At 60.1% G+C, this 22672-nt stretch carries 20 protein-coding genes; 9 read left to right on the top strand and 11 right to left on the bottom strand.

Features of this window, described 5'->3' with window-relative positions; translation table 11 throughout:
• Positions 1-273: 273 nt before the first annotated feature.
• The 5 genes from cobF (at position 274) to ASC96_RS10875 (ending at position 4692) form a co-directional block, all read left to right on the top strand.
• Entirely contained in the window at positions 274-1044 is a 771-nt protein-coding gene (gene cobF / locus ASC96_RS10895; RefSeq protein WP_060503067.1) for a precorrin-6A synthase (deacetylating), read from the top strand.
• Positions 1045-1188: 144 nt separating this feature from the next.
• On the top strand, positions 1189-2562 hold the full coding sequence (gene cobG, locus ASC96_RS10890; RefSeq protein WP_060503066.1) for a precorrin-3B synthase: 1374 nt from the start codon (positions 1189-1191) through the stop codon (positions 2560-2562).
• Positions 2563-2564: 2 nt separating this feature from the next.
• Positions 2565-3197 carry a precorrin-8X methylmutase gene (locus tag ASC96_RS10885; protein ID WP_060503065.1) on the top strand — a complete coding sequence of 211 codons (633 nt, stop codon included), beginning with the start codon at positions 2565-2567 and terminating at the stop codon, positions 3195-3197.
• Positions 3194-3931: a precorrin-2 C(20)-methyltransferase gene (locus ASC96_RS10880; RefSeq protein WP_060503064.1), complete on the top strand. Its 738-nt coding sequence runs from the start codon at positions 3194-3196 to the stop codon at positions 3929-3931. The genes ASC96_RS10885 and ASC96_RS10880 overlap by 4 nt, the downstream gene beginning before the upstream one ends.
• Entirely contained in the window at positions 3928-4692 is a 765-nt protein-coding gene (locus ASC96_RS10875) for a precorrin-3B C(17)-methyltransferase (protein WP_060503063.1), read from the top strand. Before ASC96_RS10880 ends, ASC96_RS10875 begins: the two co-directional genes overlap by 4 nt.
• Here the strand turns inward: ASC96_RS10875 and ASC96_RS10870 are convergent.
• Entirely contained in the window at positions 4656-5426 is a 771-nt protein-coding gene (locus ASC96_RS10870; protein WP_060503062.1) for a cobalt-precorrin-6A reductase, read from the bottom strand. The two genes, ASC96_RS10875 and ASC96_RS10870, sit on opposite strands and share 37 nt — an antisense overlap.
• On the opposite strand from ASC96_RS10870, the gene cbiE reads away from it, so the two are divergent.
• A complete protein-coding gene (gene cbiE / locus ASC96_RS10865) occupies positions 5425-6666 on the top strand; it encodes a precorrin-6y C5,15-methyltransferase (decarboxylating) subunit CbiE (RefSeq protein ID WP_112834739.1) in 1242 nt (413 codons plus the stop codon). The two genes, ASC96_RS10870 and cbiE, sit on opposite strands and share 2 nt — an antisense overlap.
• A 25-nt stretch (positions 6667-6691) precedes the next feature.
• Positions 6692-7456, top strand: coding sequence for a precorrin-4 C(11)-methyltransferase (cobM, locus tag ASC96_RS10860; RefSeq protein ID WP_060503060.1), 765 nt, complete (start codon positions 6692-6694; stop codon positions 7454-7456).
• A gap of 6 nt (positions 7457-7462) precedes the next feature.
• Here cobM and mnhG read toward each other — a convergent pair whose 3' ends face one another.
• Genes mnhG through ASC96_RS10830 form a run of 6 tightly spaced genes read right to left on the bottom strand, consistent with a single transcriptional unit; the run spans position 7463 to position 13471 of the window.
• Positions 7463-7843: a monovalent cation/H(+) antiporter subunit G gene (mnhG, locus tag ASC96_RS10855; RefSeq protein ID WP_060503059.1), complete on the bottom strand. Its 381-nt coding sequence runs from the start codon at positions 7841-7843 to the stop codon at positions 7463-7465.
• On the bottom strand, positions 7840-8121 hold the full coding sequence (locus tag ASC96_RS10850; RefSeq protein ID WP_060503058.1) for a K+/H+ antiporter subunit F: 282 nt from the start codon (positions 8119-8121) through the stop codon (positions 7840-7842). Before ASC96_RS10850 ends, mnhG begins: the two co-directional genes overlap by 4 nt.
• On the bottom strand, positions 8118-8606 hold the full coding sequence (locus tag ASC96_RS10845; RefSeq protein WP_060503057.1) for a Na+/H+ antiporter subunit E: 489 nt from the start codon (positions 8604-8606) through the stop codon (positions 8118-8120). The genes ASC96_RS10850 and ASC96_RS10845 overlap by 4 nt, the downstream gene beginning before the upstream one ends.
• A gap of 3 nt (positions 8607-8609) precedes the next feature.
• Positions 8610-10235, bottom strand: a complete 1626-nt coding sequence (locus tag ASC96_RS10840; RefSeq protein ID WP_060503056.1) for a monovalent cation/H+ antiporter subunit D — start codon at positions 10233-10235, stop codon at positions 8610-8612.
• Positions 10236-10241: 6 nt separating this feature from the next.
• Positions 10242-10577 (bottom strand): Na+/H+ antiporter subunit C, encoded by a 336-nt coding sequence (locus tag ASC96_RS10835; RefSeq protein WP_060503055.1) that lies wholly within the window; start codon positions 10575-10577, stop codon positions 10242-10244.
• A complete protein-coding gene (locus ASC96_RS10830; RefSeq protein WP_347360124.1) occupies positions 10577-13471 on the bottom strand; it encodes a monovalent cation/H+ antiporter subunit A in 2895 nt (964 codons plus the stop codon). Before ASC96_RS10830 ends, ASC96_RS10835 begins: the two co-directional genes overlap by 1 nt.
• Before the next feature lie 416 nt (positions 13472-13887).
• Between ASC96_RS10830 and ASC96_RS10825 the strand changes: the two genes are divergently transcribed.
• Both ASC96_RS10825 and ASC96_RS10820 read left to right on the top strand, forming a co-directional pair.
• Positions 13888-14601: a response regulator transcription factor gene (locus ASC96_RS10825; RefSeq protein WP_060503053.1), complete on the top strand. Its 714-nt coding sequence runs from the start codon at positions 13888-13890 to the stop codon at positions 14599-14601.
• The gene (locus ASC96_RS10820; RefSeq protein WP_060503052.1) at positions 14602-15861 is read left to right on the top strand and encodes an ATP-binding protein; all 1260 of its coding nucleotides are present in this window, start codon (positions 14602-14604) and stop codon (positions 15859-15861) included. It abuts the gene before it with no gap.
• 313 nt (positions 15862-16174) lie between these two features.
• Here ASC96_RS10820 and ASC96_RS10815 read toward each other — a convergent pair whose 3' ends face one another.
• The 4 genes from ASC96_RS10815 to ASC96_RS10800 form a co-directional block, all read right to left on the bottom strand.
• Positions 16175-17587, bottom strand: coding sequence for an efflux transporter outer membrane subunit (locus ASC96_RS10815; RefSeq protein ID WP_060503051.1), 1413 nt, complete (start codon positions 17585-17587; stop codon positions 16175-16177).
• Positions 17588-18018: 431 nt separating this feature from the next.
• The gene (locus ASC96_RS10810; RefSeq protein WP_060503050.1) at positions 18019-20625 is read right to left on the bottom strand and encodes an EAL domain-containing protein; all 2607 of its coding nucleotides are present in this window, start codon (positions 20623-20625) and stop codon (positions 18019-18021) included.
• Positions 20626-20791: 166 nt separating this feature from the next.
• Positions 20792-20980, bottom strand: coding sequence for a DUF3008 family protein (locus ASC96_RS10805; RefSeq protein WP_060503049.1), 189 nt, complete (start codon positions 20978-20980; stop codon positions 20792-20794).
• Positions 20981-21022: 42 nt separating this feature from the next.
• The gene (locus ASC96_RS10800; RefSeq protein ID WP_060503048.1) at positions 21023-22672 is read right to left on the bottom strand and encodes a cisplatin damage response ATP-dependent DNA ligase; all 1650 of its coding nucleotides are present in this window, start codon (positions 22670-22672) and stop codon (positions 21023-21025) included.

Here is a 22672-nt window from a genome sequence, read left to right as displayed (position 1 = left end):
TGGGATTCTGTCTCCTGGGGGATCTGCGAACTGCAACGGCATATCGCATCGCCGGTTGCCGGATTTGCGCGCCTATGTAAATTATTCCTCGCTAATGTAAACGGTTTTGTCGATTTTATAGTGGAAATATCGGAATATTGCCACGCGGTTGTAATGTTCAGGTAAAGTATTTTACTGCTTTACCAGATGCTTAGACTTGATGATAGGTGCCTCTGCCTTGCACTCCTTCAATCAATCAGCCAAACACTCCGATATGTTGGAAAAGGGTGCGAAATGAGAAACATTCTGGTCGTGGGGATCGGCGCCGGAAACCCTGAACACATGACGGTACAGGCGATCAATGCGCTCAATAAGGCCAGTGTTCTGTTTATCCCCACCAAGGGTGATGCCAAGGCGCAGCTTGCCGATATCCGCCGCGATATCGTGTCGCGCTATGTTACCAATCCGCGCAGCCGGGTGGTGGAATTCGAAATACCGGTACGCCAGGTGGCGGATCGATCCTATCATCGCAGCGTCGATGAATGGCATGCCGCAATCTCCAGTGCTTACGAGCGGCTTCTGACCGAGGAACTCGATGAAGGCCAGACCGGTGCCTTTCTCGTCTGGGGCGATCCGATGCTCTATGACAGCACGATCCGGATTATCGAACGGGTCCGTGCCTTGAAGACGATCGTGTTCGATTATGCGGTCATCCCTGGCATTACCAGCATTCAGGCGCTTGCGGCCAGCCACAGGATCCCGCTCAATCTCGTCGGCAAACCGGTCGAGATCACCACCGGCCGCCGTTTGACCGATAGTTTTCCGCAGAAAAGCGAAACGGCCGTCGTCATGCTTGATGGCGAGCAGGCGTTCATGAAGATCGACGACCCGGGTGCGCGGATTTATTGGGGTGCCTATCTCGGCACCGAGCAGGAGATCATTATCTCCGGCAGGCTAGCCGATGTGAGGGACGATATCCTCAAAGCCCGGGCGTCGGCGCGGGCGCTGCATGGCTGGATCATGGATATTTATCTTTTGCAGAAGGGTGCGGATTTTGAAGAGTAGTGGTCAAAGCGGTGCTTCGTTTCGACATGCTGCATGCGATGGCGGCCTGGTGTCCTGTGTTGTAGACTACAGCGGCGGGCGAGCGATGGCCCGGCGCCTTGGATTGTCCTTTTTTTGAAAACTGGAAATGGCCAGCTGCCTGTCATGACGTTTTGTGCCGCCCCCTCCAACGGACCGATGGAAGCCACGCAGGGATTGGCGATGCGCCGCGGCGCCTGTCCGTCACTGTCAACGCCGATGATGACGGGCGATGGCCTTCTGGCACGGCTGCGGCCTGAAAAGCCGGAATTTGCGCTTCGCGACCTGATGGCAATAGCGGATGCGGCTGCGTCGTGTGGAAACGGCATCCTGGAAATCACCGCCCGCGGAAATCTGCAGATCCGAGGGTTGACCACGCGCACAGTCCCGCTCCTTTCTGAAAAAATTGCCGAAGCCGGGATAGCGATTGCGCAGGGTCTGGCCATCGAAACGCCCCCGCTCTCCGGGCTGGACCAGACCGAAGTTGCCGATGCCGTTTCCGTCGCTGAACGGTTGCGCGTGGCGGTAGCCGCACATCAGCCGCCATTGGTTCTAGCGCCCAAGCTGTCGGTCATCATCGATGGTGGTGGCCAATTGAACCTGGGCGCGGTCACGGCGGATATCAGGCTGAGAGCGATGCGGACCAATGGGCAGGTCTTCTGGCTGCTGGCCCTTGCCGGTACGGAAACGACGGCAACGCGGATTGCGGCACTGGAGGAAGCGGCCGTCGTCCCGGCCGTGATGGATATTCTCAAAAACCTTGCTGCGATCGGCCGGGATGCCCGAGCCCGCGATATTGTTGGTGCTGTTTCGACACGCTGGGCGGCGATGACCGATCTTGATCTGATCGCGCCGCTGGTTGCGGCACCGAACGCTGCTGGCATACATGATCTCGGCGGGCAGAGACCGGTTCTGGGCATCGGCCTGCCTTTCGGACAAATCGACGTACAGCGTCTTGTCGCATTGCTTGAAGCGCTGGAAATTCTGGGGGCTACAGAAATCCGGCTGGCGCCTGGCCAAGCGCTGATGGTGCTGGGCATCGCACCCGACCGGATAGGCGCAGCGCAAGCTCTGGCCCTCGGCCATGGATTGCGGGCCTTTCCGCGCGATCCCCGCAACCATATTGCCGCCTGCGCCGGTGCCGGTGCTTGTGGCTCGGCGCGGATCGATACGCGGTCCGTGGCACAACTGGTTGCAGACACGGCACCGGCGCTGCTCGACGGGTCGCTGACGGTGCATGTCTCCGGTTGCGCCAAGGGGTGCGCCAAGCCATCCGCCTCGGCGCTGACGATTACCGCTGCGCCAACAGGCTACGGCCTTGTCGTAAATGGCCCAGCATCGGCGGCGCCAACCGCCTATATCGAAGAAAACAACATGAGAACGGCACTTGAACACCTCGACAAGCTCGTGTCTGAGCGGAAACAGGGTGGCGAATCGGCCCGGTCCTGCCTTACACGGCTCGGAGCGGACGGGATCAGAGCCGCGGTTCAACAGGGATAGAGATGCCTGAATACGATTATATCCGGGATGGCGATGCCATCTACGAGCGTTCGTTTGCCATCATTCGCAACGAAACCGATCTGTCCCGCTTTTCCGAGGAAGAGGCCGATCTGGCTGTTCGCATGGTGCATGCTTGCGGATTGGTGGAGGCTGCGCAATATTTCGAGTTTTCTCCGGGCTTTGTTCCAGCAGCGCGTCAGGCGCTGAAGAACGGCGTGCCGATCTTCTGTGATGCGTTCATGGTGTCTCATGGCATTACCCGCGCACGCCTTCCCGCCGAGAATGACGTGATCTGCACCTTGCGCGAACCGCAGACGGCCGATATCGCCCGTGAGATCGGCAACACCCGGTCTGCCGCCGCTCTGAAGCTGTGGGTCGAGCGCCTGGCCGGTTCCGTGGTTGCCATCGGCAATGCGCCGACAGCGCTTTTCTTCCTGTTGGAACTGCTGCGCGACGGGGCGCCAAAACCAGCGGCGATCATCGGCATGCCGGTCGGCTTCGTCGGTGCAGCGGAATCGAAGGATGCGCTGGCGGAAAATTCCTATGGTGTACCCTATGCCATCGTGCGCGGCCGTCTCGGTGGTAGTGCCATGACGGCGGCGGCCGTCAATTCGCTGGCGAGGCCGGGTCTTTGAGCGGCGCTTCGATCGGCAGGCTGATTGGTGTCGGAACTGGCCCGGGCGATCCGGAGCTTCTGACCCTCAAGGCCGTCAAGGCGCTGGCGGCAGCCGACGTGCTTGCCTATTTCGCCAAGGAAGGCCGGCGCGGCAATGGACGCGCGGTTGTCGACGGGCTGTTGAAGCCCGGTCTTATCGAATTGCCACTCTACTATCCGGTGACCGTCGAGATCGATAAGGATCACGACGACTACAAGAGCCAGATTACCGGTTTCTACGATGCCTCGGCAGCCGCTGTTGCCGAACATTTGAACGCGGGCAAGACCGTCGCGATCCTCAGCGAAGGCGACCCGATGTTTTATGGCTCCTACATGCATCTGCATGTGCGGCTGGCCGGGCGTTTTCCGGTCGAGGTCATCCCCGGGATTACGGCCATGTCCGGCTGCTGGTCGCTGGCGGGATTGCCGATTGTACAGGGCGACGACGTGCTCTCCGTGCTTCCGGGCACGATGGGTGAGGATCAACTGAAGCGCCGTCTTGGCGACACGGAAGCCGCCGTGATCATGAAGGTTGGCCGCAACCTGCCGAAAATCCGGCGGGCGTTGGTCGCTGCGGGCAAGATCAACCAGGCCGTTTACGTCGAGCGCGGCACGATGGCGAATTCCGCCATGATCCCGCTGGCTGAAAAAGCCGATGATATCGCGCCATATTTTTCGCTGGTGCTGGTGCCCGGCTGGAGTGGCAGGCCATGAGCGGTACGCTTTATGTGATCGGCACAGGTCCCGGGGGTCCGCAGCAGATGACGCCAGAGGCGCTTGATGCGGTCTCGAACTCCACCGATTTCCTCGGTTACGGCCCCTATCTCGACCGGTTGTCGCTGCGCCCCGACCAGAACCGGATCGCTTCGGACAACCGCGAAGAACTCGACCGGGCGCATGCCGCGATCCTTCGCGTTATTTCCGGCATGAATGTCTGCGTCGTCTCCGGCGGTGACCCGGGCGTCTTCGCCATGGCTGCTGCCGTCTGCGAGGCGATCGACAACGGGCCAGACGAATGGCGCACGATCGATCTCGTCATCGTTCCCGGCGTCACCGCCATGCTTGCGGTTGCCGCCCGCATCGGCGCTCCGCTCGGACACGATTTCTGCGCGATCTCGCTGTCGGACAATCTGAAGCCCTGGGATGTGATCACCCGCCGCTTGAAGCTGGTGGCCGAAGCAGGCCTGGTGATCGCACTCTACAATCCGATCAGCAAGGCGCGGCCCTGGCAGCTCGGCGAAGCATTCGAAATCCTGCGCACCGTGCTGCCTGCGGAAACGCCGGTTATCTTCGGCCGTGCGGCTGGCCGTCTGGACGAGCGGATGCTGGTCATGCCGCTTGGGCAGGCGGATGCGCAGAAGGCTGATATGGCGACCTGTGTGGTCATCGGCTCGCCGGAAACGCGGATCATTCAGCGTCCGGGTAAACCCGATCTCGTTTACACGCCGCGTTTCATCTCCGGGGAGAAAAGGTGATCGACAAGGCCGAGCGCGTCTTTGACAGTTTCGACCGTGCGGACATCGTCCGGTTGCTGGCGCTCGACCATGATCACCGCGATATCGAGCGCGCGGGCGGCCGCGATTTTGCCATAGGTGGCGGTGCCGCCGCTGTTCTTGGCGACGATGACGTCGATCCGGTTCTCGATCAGCAATTGACGTTCGGCGGCCTCCTCGAAGGGGCCGGTCGCGAGAATGTAATCCGCTTGGGGAATGTCGAGCCGCGGTGTAACGGGATCGACGCTGCGGATCAGATAGCGGTGCTGCGGTGCGCTTTCGAAGTGGAAAGCCTCCTGTCTGCCGATCGCGAGGAAGACACGTTTCGGCACGGTGCCAAGAGCGCCGACCGCGTCCGCGATGGAGCGAACACTCTTCCAGCGATCGCCCGGTTCCTGCTTCCATTTGGCGCGGCGCAAAGCAAAAAACAGAATACCGGTACTGCCTGCGGCGATGGCGGCGTTGTTGGAGATGCGAGCGGCAAAGGGATGGGTGGCATCGATCAAAAGATCGAAATTTCCAGCCTTCAAAAACTCGGCAAGTCCGTCGCTGCCACCGAAGCCGCCGCTGCGGGTCGCAACGGGCTGCACCATCGGCTCGGCCGTGCGCCCGGCCAGCGAAAGCAGGCTGTCGCAATCGGCGCGCTGCGCGAGCGCGGTTGCCAGTTGCCGCGCTTCGGTCGTGCCGCCAAGGATCAGGATGCGGTGTTTGCCCATGGGTGACAATCAGGCCTTTTCTCGTGGTGACACAACGCCGTGGCTGACGATTGTTGGCCTTGGCGAAGACGGTTTAGCCGGTCTCGGAGACGAGGCCAAGCGCTGTATCGCCAGTGCCTCGGTGGTTTTCGGCGGCGTTCGCCATCTGGAGCTTGCCGCTCCGCTGATCGCCGGTGAGCAACAGAGTTGGCTCAGCCCCTTCGAGCGCTCCGTCGAAGCTGTACTTGCGCGGCGCGGAACACCCGTTGTGGTTCTTGCGTCCGGCGACCCATTCTTCTTCGGCGTCGGCGTGACCTTGTCGCGGCAGATCGACCGTTCGGAAATGCGCGTTCTTCCTGCTCCGTCATCCTTCAGTCTGGCCGCCTCCCGTCTTGGTTGGGCGCTGCAGGATTCGGTGATCGTTTCCCTGCATGGGCGTCCGCTCGATCTGATCCGGCCGCATCTGCAGCCAGGCTCGCGCATTCTGGTGCTGACATCGGATGAGCGCGGTCCTGGTGAACTGGCCCGGTTGCTTGCGGCAAGCGGATTCGGGCCGTCGCGACTGACGGTACTCGAGGCGTTGGGTGGATCTGGGGAGCGTGAAACATCGCATGTCGCAGCGGAATTTTCGCTGACGGATATCAATCCGCTCAACATCTGCGCCGTCGATGTCGTGGCTGAGGCAGGCGCCCGAATCCTGCCGCTGGCGCCCGGCCTCGATGACGGGCTGTATGAGCATGACGGCCAGATCACCAAACGGGAGGTCCGCGCACTGACGCTGTCGGCGCTGGCCCCGCGGCGCGGTGAACTGCTCTGGGATATCGGTGGCGGATCCGGTTCGATCGGCATCGAGTGGATGTTGTGCGCCCCGGCCATGCGCGCAATTGCCATCGAAGGCTCTGCCGAGCGGGCAGAGCGTATCAAGCGGAACGCGGCCAATTTCGGCGTGCCGGGTTTAACCGTCGTGCATGGTACCGCACCGGGCGCCCTTGCCGGGCTGCCATCTCCGGATGCGATCTTCGTTGGTGGTGGCGGCAGTGAAGAGGGCGTGATGGCAGCGGCCATCGCTGCCTTGAAGACCGGTGGCCGGCTGGTTGCCAATGCGGTCACGACACAGATGGAAGCGGTTCTTCTCGATCATCACGCGCGGCTCGGCGGTTCGTTGATCCGTATCGATATTGCCCGCGTCGCTCCCGTTGGCGCCATGACCGGCTGGCGGCCTGCGATGCCGGTGACGCAATGGTCATGGGTAAAGCCGTGATCTTGGAATTTCAAAAGGACAAAGCATGACCGTTCATTTCATCGGAGCAGGCCCGGGCGCTGCAGACCTGATCACCGTGCGCGGCCGCGATCTCATCGCCCGCTGCCCGGTCTGCCTCTATGCCGGCTCGATTGTTTCGCCGGAATTACTACAATATTGCCCGGAAGGCGCCCGGATCGTCGATACGGCGCCGATGTCGCTGGATGAGATCGAGGCGGAATATGTGAAGGCTGCCGCCGCTGGTCATGATGTGGCGCGGCTGCATTCCGGCGATCTGTCGGTGTGGAGCGCTGTTGCCGAGCAGATCCGTCGGCTGGAGAAGCATGGGCTGGACTATACGATGACGCCCGGCGTACCTGCATTTGCGGCCGCTGCTGCGACGCTTGGCCGGGAGCTGACCATTCCGGCGGTTGCCCAGAGCCTTGTGCTGACGCGCGTGTCCGGCCGTGCATCGCCGATGCCGAATGCGGAAACGTTGGCCGGTTTTGGTGCCACCGGTGCGACGCTGGCCATTCATCTGGCGATCCATGCGCTTGGACAGGTGGTTGAGGAACTGACACCGCTTTATGGCGCCGATTGCCCAGTGGCCATCGTCGTCAAGGCTTCCTGGCCAGATGAGCGAGTTATCCGGGCTACGCTCGCCGATATCGAGGCAAAGGTGGCGGCCGATCCGATCGAGCGGACGGCACTGATCTTTGTCGGCCGCACGCTGGGAGCCACTGACTTCCGCGAGAGTTCGCTCTATGACGCGGCCTATCAGCGGCGGTTTCGCGGTCGCGACGGGTTGTAAAAGGCCTCAGATATCCATGCCCGTGGTGTCCGGCTGCTCGCCGGCTGCCTTGCGCGGCACGTCGTTTTTGCCTTCGATCCGGTCGCGGTAAAGCGCGGATTGGCCAAGCAACATCAAGGTCACCGGCGTTGTCAGGATGACGAAGACGATGATCAGGACCTCATGAAGAATCCAGCGGTTCTGAAGCACGGCGAAGGTTATCATCGAGGCGGTGCAGATCAGGACCGTGCCGGCGCTGGCACCGAGTGTCGGCGCGTGCAGGCGGCCATAGAAGGTTTTCAGCCGGATCAGCCCTATCGAACCGATAAGGGTGATGGTTGACCCGAGGAGAAGCAAGATGCAAACCGGGATTGCTACCCAGGTTGGAAGGTCGGTCAGATGGCTCATTCGATCACCTCGCCACGCATCAAGAATTTGGCAAAAGCGATCGAGGAAACGAAGCCGAGTATGGCGATGATCAGCGCCGCTTCGAAGTAGATCGAATTGGCCGTGCGGATGCCGAATGTCAGCAGCAGTAGCATGGCGATGATATAAAGCGCGTCGAGGCCGAGGATACGGTCCTGCGCCCGTGGCCCACGGACCATCCGGAACAGCGCACATCCCATGGCCAGTCCAAGCAGGATCTGGGATGCCAGAATCGACCAGATGATGAAGAGCTCGTTCATTCGAATATCTCCTTCAGCGGGGCCTCATAGCGATTTCTGACCAGTTCGGACCATGCCGCGCCGTTCTCAAGATCCAGGACATGGATCATGAGAACACCGGTTTGGCGGTCGAATTCGAGCCAGGCGGTGCCTGGTGTCGCGGTCAGGATACAGGCAAGCACTGCCAGCGCATTCTCGTCGCGCAGGCTGATGTCGATGGTGACGAAACCGGAATTGATCGGACGCTTTCCGGCGCGCAGGATCGCACTCATGACAGCGATGTTGGAGCGGACAATGTCGGCAGCCACGTGTCCGGCAAGAACGGCAATCACGCCATAATTCTTCAGGCGCGTCTTGTCGGGCTGGAGATTGACCATGATCCAGGCAAGGACGACCCCAAGTACGCTGCCGAGCACGACCTGGCCTGGCGACAGCGACTGGTTGATCAGCAGCCACAACATCAAAAGGGCTAGCGACAGTAGCGGATAGGGGAACCAGTAGCGCATGCTCTATTCCCCTGCCACAGGACCGGCGCGCGGCGCCGACATCACGCGTCCGATGTAGTTTTGTGGCTCACTCAGCGATTTTGCCGTCGCGTCCATGTAGCGCATGACGGGACCTGCCTGGAAGCTCAGGAAAACGCAGGCCGTCAGTAGCAGCAGAACGGGTGTGATCTCGATCAGGAAGACGCGTGGGATAGTGCCTTCGATCGATGTCCAGAACGTGCGGATACCGACGCGGTTCATGGCGATCATGGCGGCAAGGCCAGACAGGATAAGCAGGGCCGTGTAGCTCCATTCAACACCGGATACCGGCACATCGTCGCCAAAGCTGCTGGGATTGAACACCCCATGAAGCATGGCGAATTTGGCAAGGAACCCGGACAGTGGCGGCAGGCCTGACAGAAGGATGGCGCAGATGCAGAAACACAGGCCAAGTACGGCCATGGTACCAGGCACGGCAACGCCCCCCTCTTTCTCTTCCTCGTTCTCATCGACGTCGCCATAGGCCTCCATCGTCACGGCCAGAACGTCGGCACCGGCATCGCGGGCGCGCTCCACCAGTTCGATCAGCAGGAAGAAGGCGCATATCGTCAGTGTCGAGCTGACAAGATAAAACAGCGCGCCACCGATGACGGCACCATTGCCCAGGCCGATCGCCGCCATCAGCGTGCCGGAGGAGACCAGCACGCAATAGCCGGCAAGCCTGCCCATCGCCTGCGAGGCCAGTACGCCGATTGCACCGAAACCGATCGTCAGCAGGCCGCCATAAAGAAGTACCGACTGCCCGAAGCCGAGGGAGGCGCCGGCATCGCTGCCGAACAGCAGCATGGAGAGCCGCAGAAGAATATAGACGCCAACCTTGGTGAGGATGGCGAAGATTGCGGCAACCGGCGGGGTTGCCGCCGCGTAGGTGGCAGGAAGCCAGAAGCCGAGTGGCCACATGCCGGCCTTGACGAGGAAGGCTATGCCGAGAAGGGCAGCACCAGCTTCCATCAGCATCCGGTTTTCCGGGCCGATCGTGGTGATCCGCATGGCAAGATCGGCCATGTTGAGGGTACCGGTCGCGCCGTAGATCAGGCTGACGCCGATCAGGAACAGCGAGGACGCCGCGAGGTTGACGGCGATGTAGTGTAGACCCGCCTTGACCCGCATCGGGCCTGAGCCATGCAGCAGCAATCCATAGGACGCTGCCAACATCATTTCGAAGAAGACGAACAGGTTGAAAAGGTCGCCGGTCAGGAAGGCGCCGTTGAGACCAGCGAGCATCAAAAGGAACAGCGAATGGAAGTGATGGCCGGCCCGATGCCACTTCGCCATCGAGAACACTTGCGTTGCCATCGCTAGCAGTCCCGTCAGGACCAGCATCAGGGCGGACAGCCGGTCAAGCACCAGAACGATGCCGAACGGTGCCGGCCAGTTTCCAAGCAGGTAGACGCTGGCACCCGCTTCGCCGTCTCCCGAGGAGGACGCCATCTGCATCAGCAGAATGCTGATGATGAAAACCACGACGGTCGAGGTGAACGCGATCACGCCCTTTAGCGTCCGGTTCCGTTCGTCGATGGGAATGAGAGCCGCTGCCGTGACGATCGGCAGCAGGATCGGTAGGATGATCAGGTGATGAAGCCAGCTCATTCCGCGCTACTCCCTGCCATCGACATGGTCGGTGCCGGTAAAGCCGCGAGAGGCGAGAAGAACGACGAGAAAAAGCGCCGTCATAGCAAAGCCGATGACGATAGCTGTCAATACCAGTGCCTGGGGGATGGGATCGGTGTGGGTCAAAAGTCCACCGACACCACCCGGTTCCAGCACCGGCGGCGCATTGACCCTCAGCCGCCCCATGCCGAAGATGAAAAGATTGACGGCATAGGAGAGCAGCGACAGGCCGATGATGACCTGATAGGTGCGCGGCCGGAACAGAAGCCAGACGCCGGAGGCTGTCAGAACGCCGATACCGGCAGAGAGAACCAGTTCCATTATGTGTTCTCCTTCGCAGCCAGTCTCGCGGCCCTGATCTGGGCGCGGGGAGCACGCACCGACTGGTGGGCAAGCGCAATCAGGATCAGCACGGTGGCGCCGAGCACCAGTGAGAACACGCCAAGATCAAACAGGATCGCGCTCGCCAGCGGGATTTTGCCAAGGATCGGCAGCGATGCGTATTGGGCGTGCGAGGTCAGGAACGGATAGCCGAAGACCCAGGACCCAAGACCGGTCGCGGTGGCGACGATGAGGCCGATGGCCATCCAGCGCAGTGGATGGATTCGCAGCCGTTCTTCCACCCAGCGCGTGCCGCCCGCCATATATTGCAGGATGAAGCCGATCGACATGGCGATCCCCGCTGCAAAGCCGCCGCCCGGCAGGTCATGGCCGCGGAAGAACAGGAAGGCAGCCAGCATACCGATGACGGGGAACATCCAGCGCATGATGACCGAGGGGACCAGCAGGTATTCTGTGACGCTGTCGCCCTTCTTGCGGTCCGGGTGATCGTCGTCGAAGGCGTTCTGGACGCGTTGCTGCTCCGGCGCCTCGAGGCTTTCGGTGGCGGGGCGGAAACGCAACAACAGCGCAAATACTGTCAAAGCAACGATGCAGAGAACGGCGATTTCGCCCAGCGTGTCGAAACCGCGGAAATCGACGAGGATGACGTTGACGACATTGGTGCCGCCGCCTTCGCTATAGGCGCGTTCGAGGAAATAGCTGGAGATGGTCTCCGGCATCTCCCGGGTCATCACCGTGTAGGAGATGAGCATCATGCCAAGTCCGGCAAACACGGCAAAGGCCAGATCGCGCAGGCGCCGAAGGCGCGTGGAGATGGTCATCAACTGGTCGTCCGGATCCTCGATCCGCTTGGGCAGCCAGCGCAGGCCAAGCAGGATGAGAACTGTCGTGACGATCTCGACGAGCAATTGCGTCGCGGCAAGATCGGGTGCCGAGAGCCAGACAAAGGTGACGCAGGTGACAAGACCGGCACCGCCGAGCAATACGAGCGCTGCGAGCCTGTGGAATTTCGCCTGATAGGCCGCGCCGACGGCACAGACCATGCCAACCAGCCAGAGCAGCGCAAAGGCTGGATCGATATTCCGCAGAACGATATTCGCCGGTTTGAAACCCTGTGAAAGAAGCGTCACGGCTCCCGCAAGCAGCGCTACTGCGACGAGGACCCGCATCTGGGGCTGCAGACGCCGGGTGCCGGCGCGCATTTCGATGGAGCGTGCCCATTTCCACGACAGGGTCACGAGTACGCGCTCGAAGATGCGTTGGCCCTCCAGGCGGCGGAAGAAGGGCGGCCCCTCGATGCTGGTGGCGAGATAGGGCCGCATGATGAAAAACAGTCCGATGCCGCCGACCAGCGCGATTAGGCTCATGAACAATGGCAGGTTCCAACCGTGCCAGACTGCAAGGCTATAGACGGGGGTTGCATCGCCGAGCACCGATTGGACGGCGGTGTGGAGGAACGGGCCGATGGTCAGGGCCGGGATGACGCCGACGACGAGGCAGGAAAACACCAGGAAATAGATCGGCGCCAGCATCCAGTGCGGCGGCTCGTGGGCCGTCTTAGGCAGGTCCTGCGGTGGTGGGCCGAAGAAAACGCTGTAAATGAAACGCAGCGAATAGGTGACAGCGAACATGCTGGCGAGCGTTGCGATATAGGGTGTGAGCGTGTCGAGCGCGTTGTATTTGTGGGTTTCAATCGCCTCGGCGAAGAACATTTCCTTCGACAGGAAGCCGTTCAGCAGTGGCACGCCCGCCATCGAGGCGCTGGCGACCATCGCGAGCGTCGCGGTGATCGGCATGTACTTGAACAGTCCGCTCAGCTTGCGCATGTCGCGCGTGCCGGTTTCATGGTCGATGATCCCGGCCGCCATGAACAGCGAGGCCTTGAAGGTGGCGTGGTTCATGGTGTGGAAGATCGCGGCGACTGCTGCCAGCGGGCTTCCGAGGCTGAGCAGGACGGTGATTAGGCCGAGATGACTGATCGTCGAATAGGCGAGCAGCCCTTTCAGATCCTGCTGGAAGATGGCGAAATAGGCGCCGAGCAAGAGCGTGCTAAGCCCGGCCAGGCCGACGAGCCAGAACCACTGGTCAGTGCCTGCCATGACAGGCCAGAGCCGGATCAACAGGAACACGCCGGCTTTGACGAGCGTGGCCGAGTGCAGGTAGGCCGACACTGGCGTTGGCGCCGCCATGGCATGGGGTAGCCAGAAATGGAAGGGAAACTGCGCGCTCTTGGTGAGAACTCCCAGCAAGATAAGGATTAGCACGGGGGTATAGAGCGGGTCGTTGCGGATCAAATTGCCCGACGAGAGCACGACATCGAGATCGTAGCTGCCGACAATATGGCCGATCAGCATCAGCCCGACGAACATGCACAAGCCGCCGGTGCCCGTGACCGTCAGTGCCATGCGGGCTCCGTCACGGGCATTGGCATTGTGGTGCCAGTAACCGATCAGAAGGAAGGAGATGATGCTGGTCAGCTCCCAGAAGATCGCCAGAAGAATGAGATTGCCTGATAGAACCATGCCGAGCATGGCACCCATGAAGGCGAGAAAAAGTGCGAAGAAGCGCGGCACGGGGTCATTGGCCGACATATAGTAGCGCGCATAGATGACGACGAGCAGGCCGATCGCGGTGACCAGGCTTGCAAACATCCAGGCGAAGCCGTCCATGCGCAACGAGAAGTTCAGGCCCAGCTCCGGAAGCCAGTTGATATCGTAGCGAAGCACCTTGTTCGCGGCGACGATCGGGTAGAGGCCGGCCGATATGGCGAGGCAAAACAGGGCGATCGAACCTGAAAGCCAGGCACTGGCCGTACCTTTGTGTGCGGGAATGCAGATTGCAGCAAGGCTTCCTGCAAAAGGCGCAAGAACCAGAATCAAAAGCAATGTCGCCGCGGTCTCTATGTGCCCGTTTCCCTAAATCTTTCCGAAATGACAGGACCGCGAGGGGTCCGTGAATGCTGCAGCATTGTGCGCCACGGCGGTGCCCGAAGCGCACCGCGAAACGGTGCAAGAGCACATTGTTTTTATGGCTGCTTTCGACCGCCATGCCAACCCGCAACCGTGATAAAATCGACTGGCTGCGGCAATTCGTTGCCGGGTGTGCCGTGAAATCACAGTGCAGCGTCCGGTCGTCACGTGCCCGGTCAATTTGTGTTTGGAAACATCAGGCCGTGATTTTTGTAACGAAATGTAGGATCGATGTGGCGGGAAATATTTCGACACTGAAAACGGCCCGGGGCAGCGGCCGTGGTACGTGCGTTTTTCCTTGCTGCTGATATAAACACGGCATGGATACAATACCGCACATTCTTGTCGTCGATGATGATCCGGAGATTCGTCGGCTGCTTGGGAAATACCTCGACGGCCAGGGCTTTCGCATCAGCCTGGCCGGCAGCAAGGGCGAATGCGAGGCCAAGCTGGCTGAGCTGAAGATCGATCTTCTGGTCCTCGATGTCATGTTGCCGGATGGTTCCGGGCTTGATCTTTGCCGTTCATTGCGGGGAAGGATGCCGCAATTGTCGATCATCCTTTTGACGGCGCTAAAGGAAGATGTCGACCGAATCATCGGGCTTGAATTCGGTGCCGACGATTATCTCGGAAAGCCGTTCAATCCGCGCGAACTCTCTGCCCGTATCCGCGCCGTGCTTCGCCGTGGCCGCGCCGAGCCGACACCCACGGGCAGCCGGCAATATGTGTTTGCCAACTACATCGCCGATATCGAAAGCCGCACCTTGCACGCGCCTGACGGTAGTGCCGTCGACCTGACGGGCGGCGAGTTCGAGTTGCTGGTGGTGTTTCTCCAGCGTCCGGGCCGTGTTCTGTCACGCGATTCGCTGCTTGACCTGACGCAGGGCCGGACGGCCGATCCTTTCGACCGGTCGATTGATATCCTGGTCAGCCGTCTGCGCCGCAAGCTGGGCGATGCCAGCGTGTTCGCCATGCTGAAGACGGTGCGCAACAAGGGTTATCAACTCGCAGTTCCCGTTGAGCGGAGCAACTAGATGCTGTCGCTCCGCACGCGGTTGACGGCGCTGCTGATCATCTCGGTTGTTCTGGTACTGGTGATTGCTGCCGTCATCACGGCGTGGCTGCTGCGGAAACCACCGGAGGTCATGTACGACCGCGTTCTTGCCGAAAAGGCCGAGTTCGCACTTCTTCTGCTTCGTGCCGACCCGTTGGCAGCGCAGACGCTGCATATTGCAATTCAAGAAAAACCGGCGAAAGACCGCATCGATCAGGAGCGCACGGAGAATATCCTCGCAGAGGGCCGCCGGCAGGGTTACACCGCCGATGTCGTCGTGTTGAAGAGCTTCAATCCGCATCGCTGGGATATCGCCATCCGGCTGGATGATGGCCGATGGGCTTATCTGGACTTCCCCGACCCCGCTCCTTTTCCCTATCTGCCACTGGCGGCCTACCTGGCGTTGGTCGCGATCGGCATGACCGGCATTTCGGCCTATGTCAGCAATGTGATGATGAGGCCCCTGCGCATTCTGGATGAAACGATTGCCAAGATCCGCCCTGATGGCATTATTCCGGAGCTGCCGGAGACCGGGCCGATGGAGGTTCGCACCACTGCCAAGACCATCAACCGGTTGGCAACACGTCTCAATGCGGCAGTTTCCAGCCGTATGCGCATGATTGCCGCCGCAGGCCACGACATGCGCACGCCCATGACGCGTATGCGCCTTCGCGCCGAATTCGTCGGCGATGGCGATGATAGACAGTCCTGGCTGAAGGATCTCGACGAACTGGATCACATCGCCGACAGTGCTATCCGGCTGGTGCGCGAGGAAATCAGTCCGGCCGCGCAGGAGCAGGTATCGCTGGATGCAGTCCTTCGCTCCGTCGCCGAGGAGGTTCGCGAGACGGATCTACTCGTAGAGCAGGGAGCGATCGTACCGGTCCTGGTCAAGGGCGCGCCGTTTGCCCTGAAACGCGCGCTGCGTAACCTAGTGGTAAATGCTGCCACGCATGGTCTTGGTGCCCGCGTTTCGCTGGCCAACTATGGCGAAGAGGCGGTCTTGACGGTTATGGACCGCGGCCCCGGTATTCCGCAAAATCTGCTTGATCGTGTCTTCGAGCCGTTCTTTCGCGTTGACCAGGCCAGACGGCAGATCGTGCCGGGCGCCGGTCTCGGCCTCGCCATTTCGCAGGAAATCATTGAAAATCATGGTGGCACCATCACCATCGTCAACCGCCGGGAGGGTGGCCTGCTGCAGACCGTACGCCTGCCGCTGTGCAAGCCACATCAGGACTAATCGAACCACCTGCGCTCCGGGATGATGCGTCCAGCCAATCGCGGTCAGGGATCGGCTGTCGCATCGGGCTTGGCAGCCAGCGACGGAGCGAATACCGTTTCTGACCGGTAGGCGCGGGCATCAGCATTGCCTTTGTGATGCTGCCCAGCGTGCAAGATATGAGGCCAGCGCCAAGCCGCACTTTCATTCCCTCACAGCACACCGATGAACTCCTCACAAGCCACTGATGAGCATAAAAAAGCGCGACCGATTGAAATGGCCGCGCTTGATTGGTCTGGCTATTCGGACCTGCCGGTATCGGCAGGCTTCCGGCTTACTGTCCGATGGCCTGGATACCCGCGCCACCACCGATGGCAATATTGAGAGCAACGTAATTGTTGGACAGGTTGCGGATGCTGGCTGCAAGCGCGATGCGGGAGTTCGCAAGGTTGCGTTCCGCGTCGAGAACGTCGAGCAGCGATGTTGCGCCGCCCTTGTAGCTTTCGCGGGCCAGACCCAGGGCTTCCTCGTAGGAATCCACGACCTTACGCAGGGCTGCTACCGTCTGATAGTTGTTTCGGAGGCCGACGAGCGCGTTTTCGACTTCCTCGATCGCGTTCAGAACAGTCTGCTTCCATGCAAGGTACTGCTGTTGTGCGCCGGACTTGGCGATATCGACATTGGCCTTCAAACGGCCGCCATTAAAGATCGGAATGTTCAGGCTTGGGCCAAAGGACCAAGTGCTAAGGCCCCCTGCGACCGTCGAGACGATCCGCGCGCCATCGATCGAACCGCTCAGGCTGAGGCTTGGGTAAAGCTGAGCCTCAGCAACGCCGATCTGGGCAGTCGCCGCAGCCAGCAGGCGTTCGGCTTTGCGGATGTCGGGGCGGTTGCGCACGAGATCAGCCGGAATGCCGATCTTGGTGTTATAGCGCGGCGAAGGCTGCGATGCGCCGTTGCGCAGGCTTGCCGTGACGGTTGTCGCGGGCAGTCCGAGCAGCGTGGCGATGTGGTTTGCCGCCTGGTTGAAGCCGGTCTGGTAACCCGGCAATTCCGCGAGGGTGGTGTTCACGAGGCCTTCGGCCTGAACGACGTCGAGGCTGGACGCTGCGCCCGCTGCCTTGATGTCATTCGTCAGCTTCAGTGTTTCGCGCCGCGATGCCAGACTCTTCTGCTGCAGCGCATAAGCTTCCTGGTTGTAACGCGCCTCGATGTAAGACGTGGTCAGATCGGACAGATAGGCCAGGCGGGCAACGTTGACGTCGGCATAGGCGGCATCAAGCGAAGCATTGGCCGATTCCTTGGCGCGTGCATACTGGCCAAACAGATCGATCAGCCAGGAAGCATCGCCGCCGCCGCCGATCGTCTTTGTTTCGCTATGGTCGCCCTGGCCGCTCTTGCGCCGGGTAGAGCCATCCTGGCCCGCAACCGTTGCAGAACCATTCGCATTGATCTGCGGCAGGCCGCCGGATGCTGCGACGATGACATTGGCGCGGGCTTCAACGATGCGCTCGATCGACTGCTGGACGTCAAGGTTCTCGCCCAGGCCCTGTGCGACGAGGCCGTTCAATTTCTTGTCGCGGAAGGCTTCCCACCATGGCTTCAGCGTCACGTCCTCTGCTTCCGCCTTGCCTCCCTCCGAGAATTTCGCCGGCACCGCGGCATTCGGAGATTGATAGTTAGGACCGACAACGCAGCCCGAAAGAAGAACGAGGCTCAAGGGAAAGAGCACTTTAGCAATTTTCATCTGGGTCCCCATCCGGCCCGAGCGGGTCGGTAATAAACGATTCATACTTTTCGTCTTTAACATTTTCCGCGCCGCATGCGAGGGAACAATTGCAAAGATGGCCCTGAAATGGACTTTCCCCAGCTTTGGTGTTTCCTAAGTGCCACGGCTTGGACGTTGTAGCTGTGATTTCAAGGGCGCCTGACAAAAAATTGCCCGTGCGAATCACGCTGATTCCAGCAGTGTGCCTGCGTGAATGTTAACAATTTGCTGACCCTTAAAGGGTGTGCATGTCTGACGTTTGTCGGTGGCGTGTCGAATTGTTTCCAGCGTGCGTGGCCCACGGGCCAATGCGGGCGGACATGAGAAATCCGGTGATGAACCGGCGAACCAAGCGTGTCTCACGAGAAGGCAGGTGTCATGCGCATGATGCGGCACGGTGCTTTCCTGAGTTAAGCCGCCAGCCATCGGCGCTCGCGGGCAAAGTTTGCGAGGTCTGTCGCGCTCATCGGTCTGGCGAAGGCATAGCCTTGCAGCCCGTGACACCCCAGATCCTTCAGAATTCGGGCATGCTCCATGGTTTCGACGCCCTCGGCGATGACGTCGATACCGAGCGATATGCCGATGTCGATGATTGAGGCCACCAGCTGGCGCTGTGTGGTCGAGGTCAGGATCGGGATCACCAGCTGCCTGTCGATCTTGAGGCGGCGCGGGGTGAGCTTCAAAAGGCTGACAATGGAGGCATATCCGGTGCCGAAGTCGTCTATTTCGATATCGATGCCGAGATTTTTGATCTGCTCGATATTGGAAAGCACGGTCATGTCGCTTTCGTCGAACGAGATGGACTCCAGCAGTTCGAACGAGATCTTACCGTGCGGAATAGCCATCTGATTGAGGCGATCGATCAGCTTTTCATCATGCAGGCGATGATAGGAAAGATTGACGGACACTTTCGGGATATGGATGCCGCTGGCTTCCCACCGCATCGACTGGAACAGCGCCTGCTCAAGGATACGCTGGTCGATCTCCGAAAGCACATTGATGTCTTCGGCCGTCTTCAGAAAGGCGTATGGCGCCAGCAGTCCCTTGGTAGGGTGGTCCCAGCGGGCCAGCGCTTCGACCCCGATGATATCCAGAGTGTTCGGACAGAACTGCGGCTGGAAATGCGCGATGAACTCATTCTGCTCGAGACCGCGCAGGATTTCATCTGCCGTCTGTTTCGTCTTGAAAACAGCCGTCTTCAGGGAATGCGTGAAGAACTCATAGCGGTTGCGGCCGCGGCGCTTTGCTTCGTAAAGCGCGATATCGGCGTTGACCAGAACCTGGCTCAGTTCCTCCTCTTGCCTTGCCTGATGGGCAATGCCGATGCTGACGCCTATACGGCATTCCTGTTCCTTGTATCGGACCGGTATGCTCATCGCATCGATGATCCGTTGGGCGAGCTCAGCTTCATGAGCCTCTATCCCGGTCTGGCGTGAAATGATGACGAACTCGTCTCCACCGATGCGGCCAACGAAATCGTCGCCGCTGGTGTTGGCGCGAAGGATCTGGGCTGCATGCTTGAGGATTTCGTCGCCAGCCGCATGGCCGAGCGTGTCGTTGATTTCCTTGAACCGATCGAGATCGATATGGAAGATGCTGGCGAGACCCGGTCTCGTCTCGTCGGCGTGTTTTTTTGCCAGAATTTCGTCAAGGTATCGGCGGTTCGGCAGCGCTGTCAGTGGATCGTGCAGAGCATTGAATTCCATCCGGTGCCGGGCTGCTTCCAGTTCGGCACTGTGGGCTTCGGCTTGTCCTTTGGCGGCTTCAAGCCGCTCGGTCTTTTCGACGTCGGTGGTTACATCCCAGTTGACGCCGACGATCTTCTCATTGCCGCCAGCGCCAATATAGGTGGAGCCGACCGTCCGGATATGCCTGACGCGGCTGCCCGGAAGGCGGATGCGAAATTGCGAAACGTAGCTCGCACCGTGGTGCAGGGCATTGCTGAATTCCTGTTCGGCGCGCTGCAGATCATCCGGATGCAGGGCGTCCCGCCAATCCTCGTAGACTTCACTGGCGTTCTGCCGCAGACCGTACAATTCCTTCATGCGGTCGTCCCAGAGAAGTTTACCGGAGGCGATGTCGAGCTCCCAGATGCCGATCTGTGAGGCATCGAGCGCAATCTTCAACCGGTGGGACAGTTCCTGGAGCTGATCCTTGTTGTTTTGAAGGACCTGGATATTACGTTTGCGTTCCTCGATCAGCCGCCCGCTGATGAACATCGGCACGAGGATGAAGAGGCCGCCGATAAGGATGAGGGTGCGGATGAACCAGGCGTTCGGAGGGGTATCGACCCACCCCCCTTTTGGCACTGCACTGATCATCCAGGATCCACCCGGCAGAAACAGGCTTACTTCGACAGGGTCGGCTGCCTTGACCGCGCTATTGCCGAAAAACAAGGCGCCATCTTCACCCAAGCCGTCGCGGCCGGAAATCGCCACGTCTATATCAAGTGCGGCTGAAAGAAGCCCGCTGTCCTGATAGAGCCGCTCCACGTCGATGACTGCGGAGACGACACCCCAGTAGCGGTTCGAGGCGCCGCCATATGAGATGGCCACAGGAAAGCGGCCGATCAGGCCTTGACCGCCCTGCACAAGATCCAGGGGGCCAGCAAGAACCATCTTGCCCAGCTCACGAACCTTGAGCGCTGCGGCGCGCTGATTGCTGTTCTTGCGGTAGTCGAGGCCGAGGGCCTTCTCGTTGCCTTCGAGTGGGTAAACGAGGGAGACGATCAGGTTGGGGGCGGCCGCGATGTTGCGCAAGCGCGAACGCTCATTGAAGATGTTGCGCGCCAGTTCGGAGAACCGTTTCTGGTTCATGCCCGGTTCCGTGGAGATCGCAGCGATCAATCCACGCACGAGTTGAATGTCGCCATTGATGTTGGCTTCGAGCTTCGAGCGGATCGGGTTGAGCTCCGCAATAACCGCCTCCCGCATCTTTGCCGCATGAACTGCGCGGTTCTGCTGTTCAGCAAACAGGCCGGTTGCGATCACCACCATCAACGCGACGTAGGTCGGCATGTAGTTCGGTTTGAGAAACCGAACTATTGTTGACTTTCTGAGCGCATTCGACAGTCCCGAAAACACGTGATCTCCAATGCTGTTCACTATTCGACAGCAATTGGACCGGATTGTCGCAAAGGCGTCTTAACAAGATGTGCTTCGAGGCCCCGTCAATTCTAGCGTTCTATTCGGATTTTTTCCTTTTTGGCAGGTTCTTGCGGTCGGTTTCCGCAAGCTCTTTCAGCTCTTTTTCCGACATGGATTTTTCCATGCTCTTGGAAGCGCCCTGGAGTTCGGATTTTTTCATGTCGCCGCGCTTGGCGGACAATGCGACACCGGCGGCTTTTTGCTGGGCTTGGGATTTTGCGGGCATCGACTTACTCCTTCGGTCGGATGCCTGTTTAACAACCGTCTTCTAGATTGGTTCCGCAGGGCTTGCCACATTGATTTCAGGAGTGCCAATCATTGCCAGCAATGTCTCCAACCGGTCAGCATCGCGCGGCAGTTTGTCGGTTCGCAGCCGCGAGATGCGCGGGAAGCGCATGGCAACACCGGACTTGTGCCTGCTGGAGAAATTGATACCCTCAAATGCGACCTCGACAACGAAGCCGTGATCTGGCTCCGCCCGGATCGACCGCACCGGGCCGAAGCGCTCGATAGTGTTATTGCGCACGTAGCGGTCCAGCACCTCAAGCTCTGCATCGGTGAAACCGAAATAGGCCTTGCCAACGGGCACCAGAACATCCTTGCCTTCACTCTCCGTCCAGACTCCGAAGGTGAAGTCGGAATAGTAGCTGGACCGTTTGCCGTGGCCGCGCTGGGCATACATCAGCACCGCGTCGATATTATAGGGCTCGCGTTTCCACTTGAACCAAGGCCCCTTCGAGCGTCCAGACGTATAGGACGAATCCAGGCGTTTCAGCATGATGCCCTCGATCACCGGATCCGGCGGCTCCTTGCGTAGGCGATCGAGTTCCTCCCAGCTCGAAAACGGGACGAGCGGCGAGAGATCGAAATGCGAGGGGGCGGCCTTTTCGATCAGGGCCGAAAGTGCTGCGCGCCGGGTCAAAAAGCTTTCCGGACGCATATCGCGCGACCCGGAAAACAACAGGTCGTAACCGCGAATGAAGGCCGGATAGTCTTCCAGCATTTTTCGTGTCACGGTCTTGCGGTTCAATCGTTGCTGCAGATCGGAGAATGTCCGCGTTGCGCGGTTGGTGCGCATGGTGCCGCCGACAAGAAGCTCGCCATCGATGATACCCTCGAAATCCGCAGCCTCAAGAATATCCGGAAAGGCACTGGAAATGTCGTCGCCGCTGCGTGAATAGAGCCGCCGCGTCCCGGCCAGATTGGCAAGCTGGACGCGGATGCCGTCCCATTTCCATTCGGCGGCAAAATCCTTCGGGTCGAGTGAAGCCAGATCATTGTCTCCAACCGGTGTTGCGAGCATCACGGCATGGAAAACCGCGGGCATATCCAGTTTGGGCTTGTCGGTCTTTCCGTCGAGCCATTGGAACAGCGACACATAGGGCGGGGACAGGCCATGCCAGAGCGTTTCGATCTCGGTGATATCGACATTGCCCATGTCGGCGAGGGCCTGCTTCACCAGCCGTGCCGAGACGCCGATGCGCAGGCCGCCGGTGATGAGCTTGAGGAAGGCAAACCGGCTTGACCCTTCGAGTTGATCAAGCAGATCGCGCACGAGGCCATGCACATTGGCTCGGCCGGCCGTTTCCAGCTGATGCATGACTGTGCCAAGCGATAGGTCGCTGGATGCTGGCTTTCCTGTGGCTGGCGGTTCCCAGACGAGCGAGATCGTTTCGGCGAGGTCGCCGACATAATCATAGGAATAGCGGAACAGCACCTCGTCCATGCGCTCCAGTACCAGTTGCCGCAGCACGTTCGGTTTCACGGCCTTCAAGGTCAGCGTGCCGGCGATGACGGCGAGCGCATAGCCGCGGTCGGGATCCGGTGCGTCGCGGAAATAATCCGCCATCAGCTTGATCTTGGCGTTGCGTTGTGGCGTGAGAACCAGGCGGTCGAGCAGTTCTGCGAAGGGACGCAC

Source organism: Rhizobium sp. Root1204, from assembly GCF_001424965.1.
Classification (GTDB): Bacteria; Pseudomonadota; Alphaproteobacteria; order Rhizobiales; family Rhizobiaceae; genus Pararhizobium.
The sequence above is the reverse complement of the archived record's forward strand: the minus strand, read 5'-3'. Positions and strand labels throughout refer to the sequence as shown.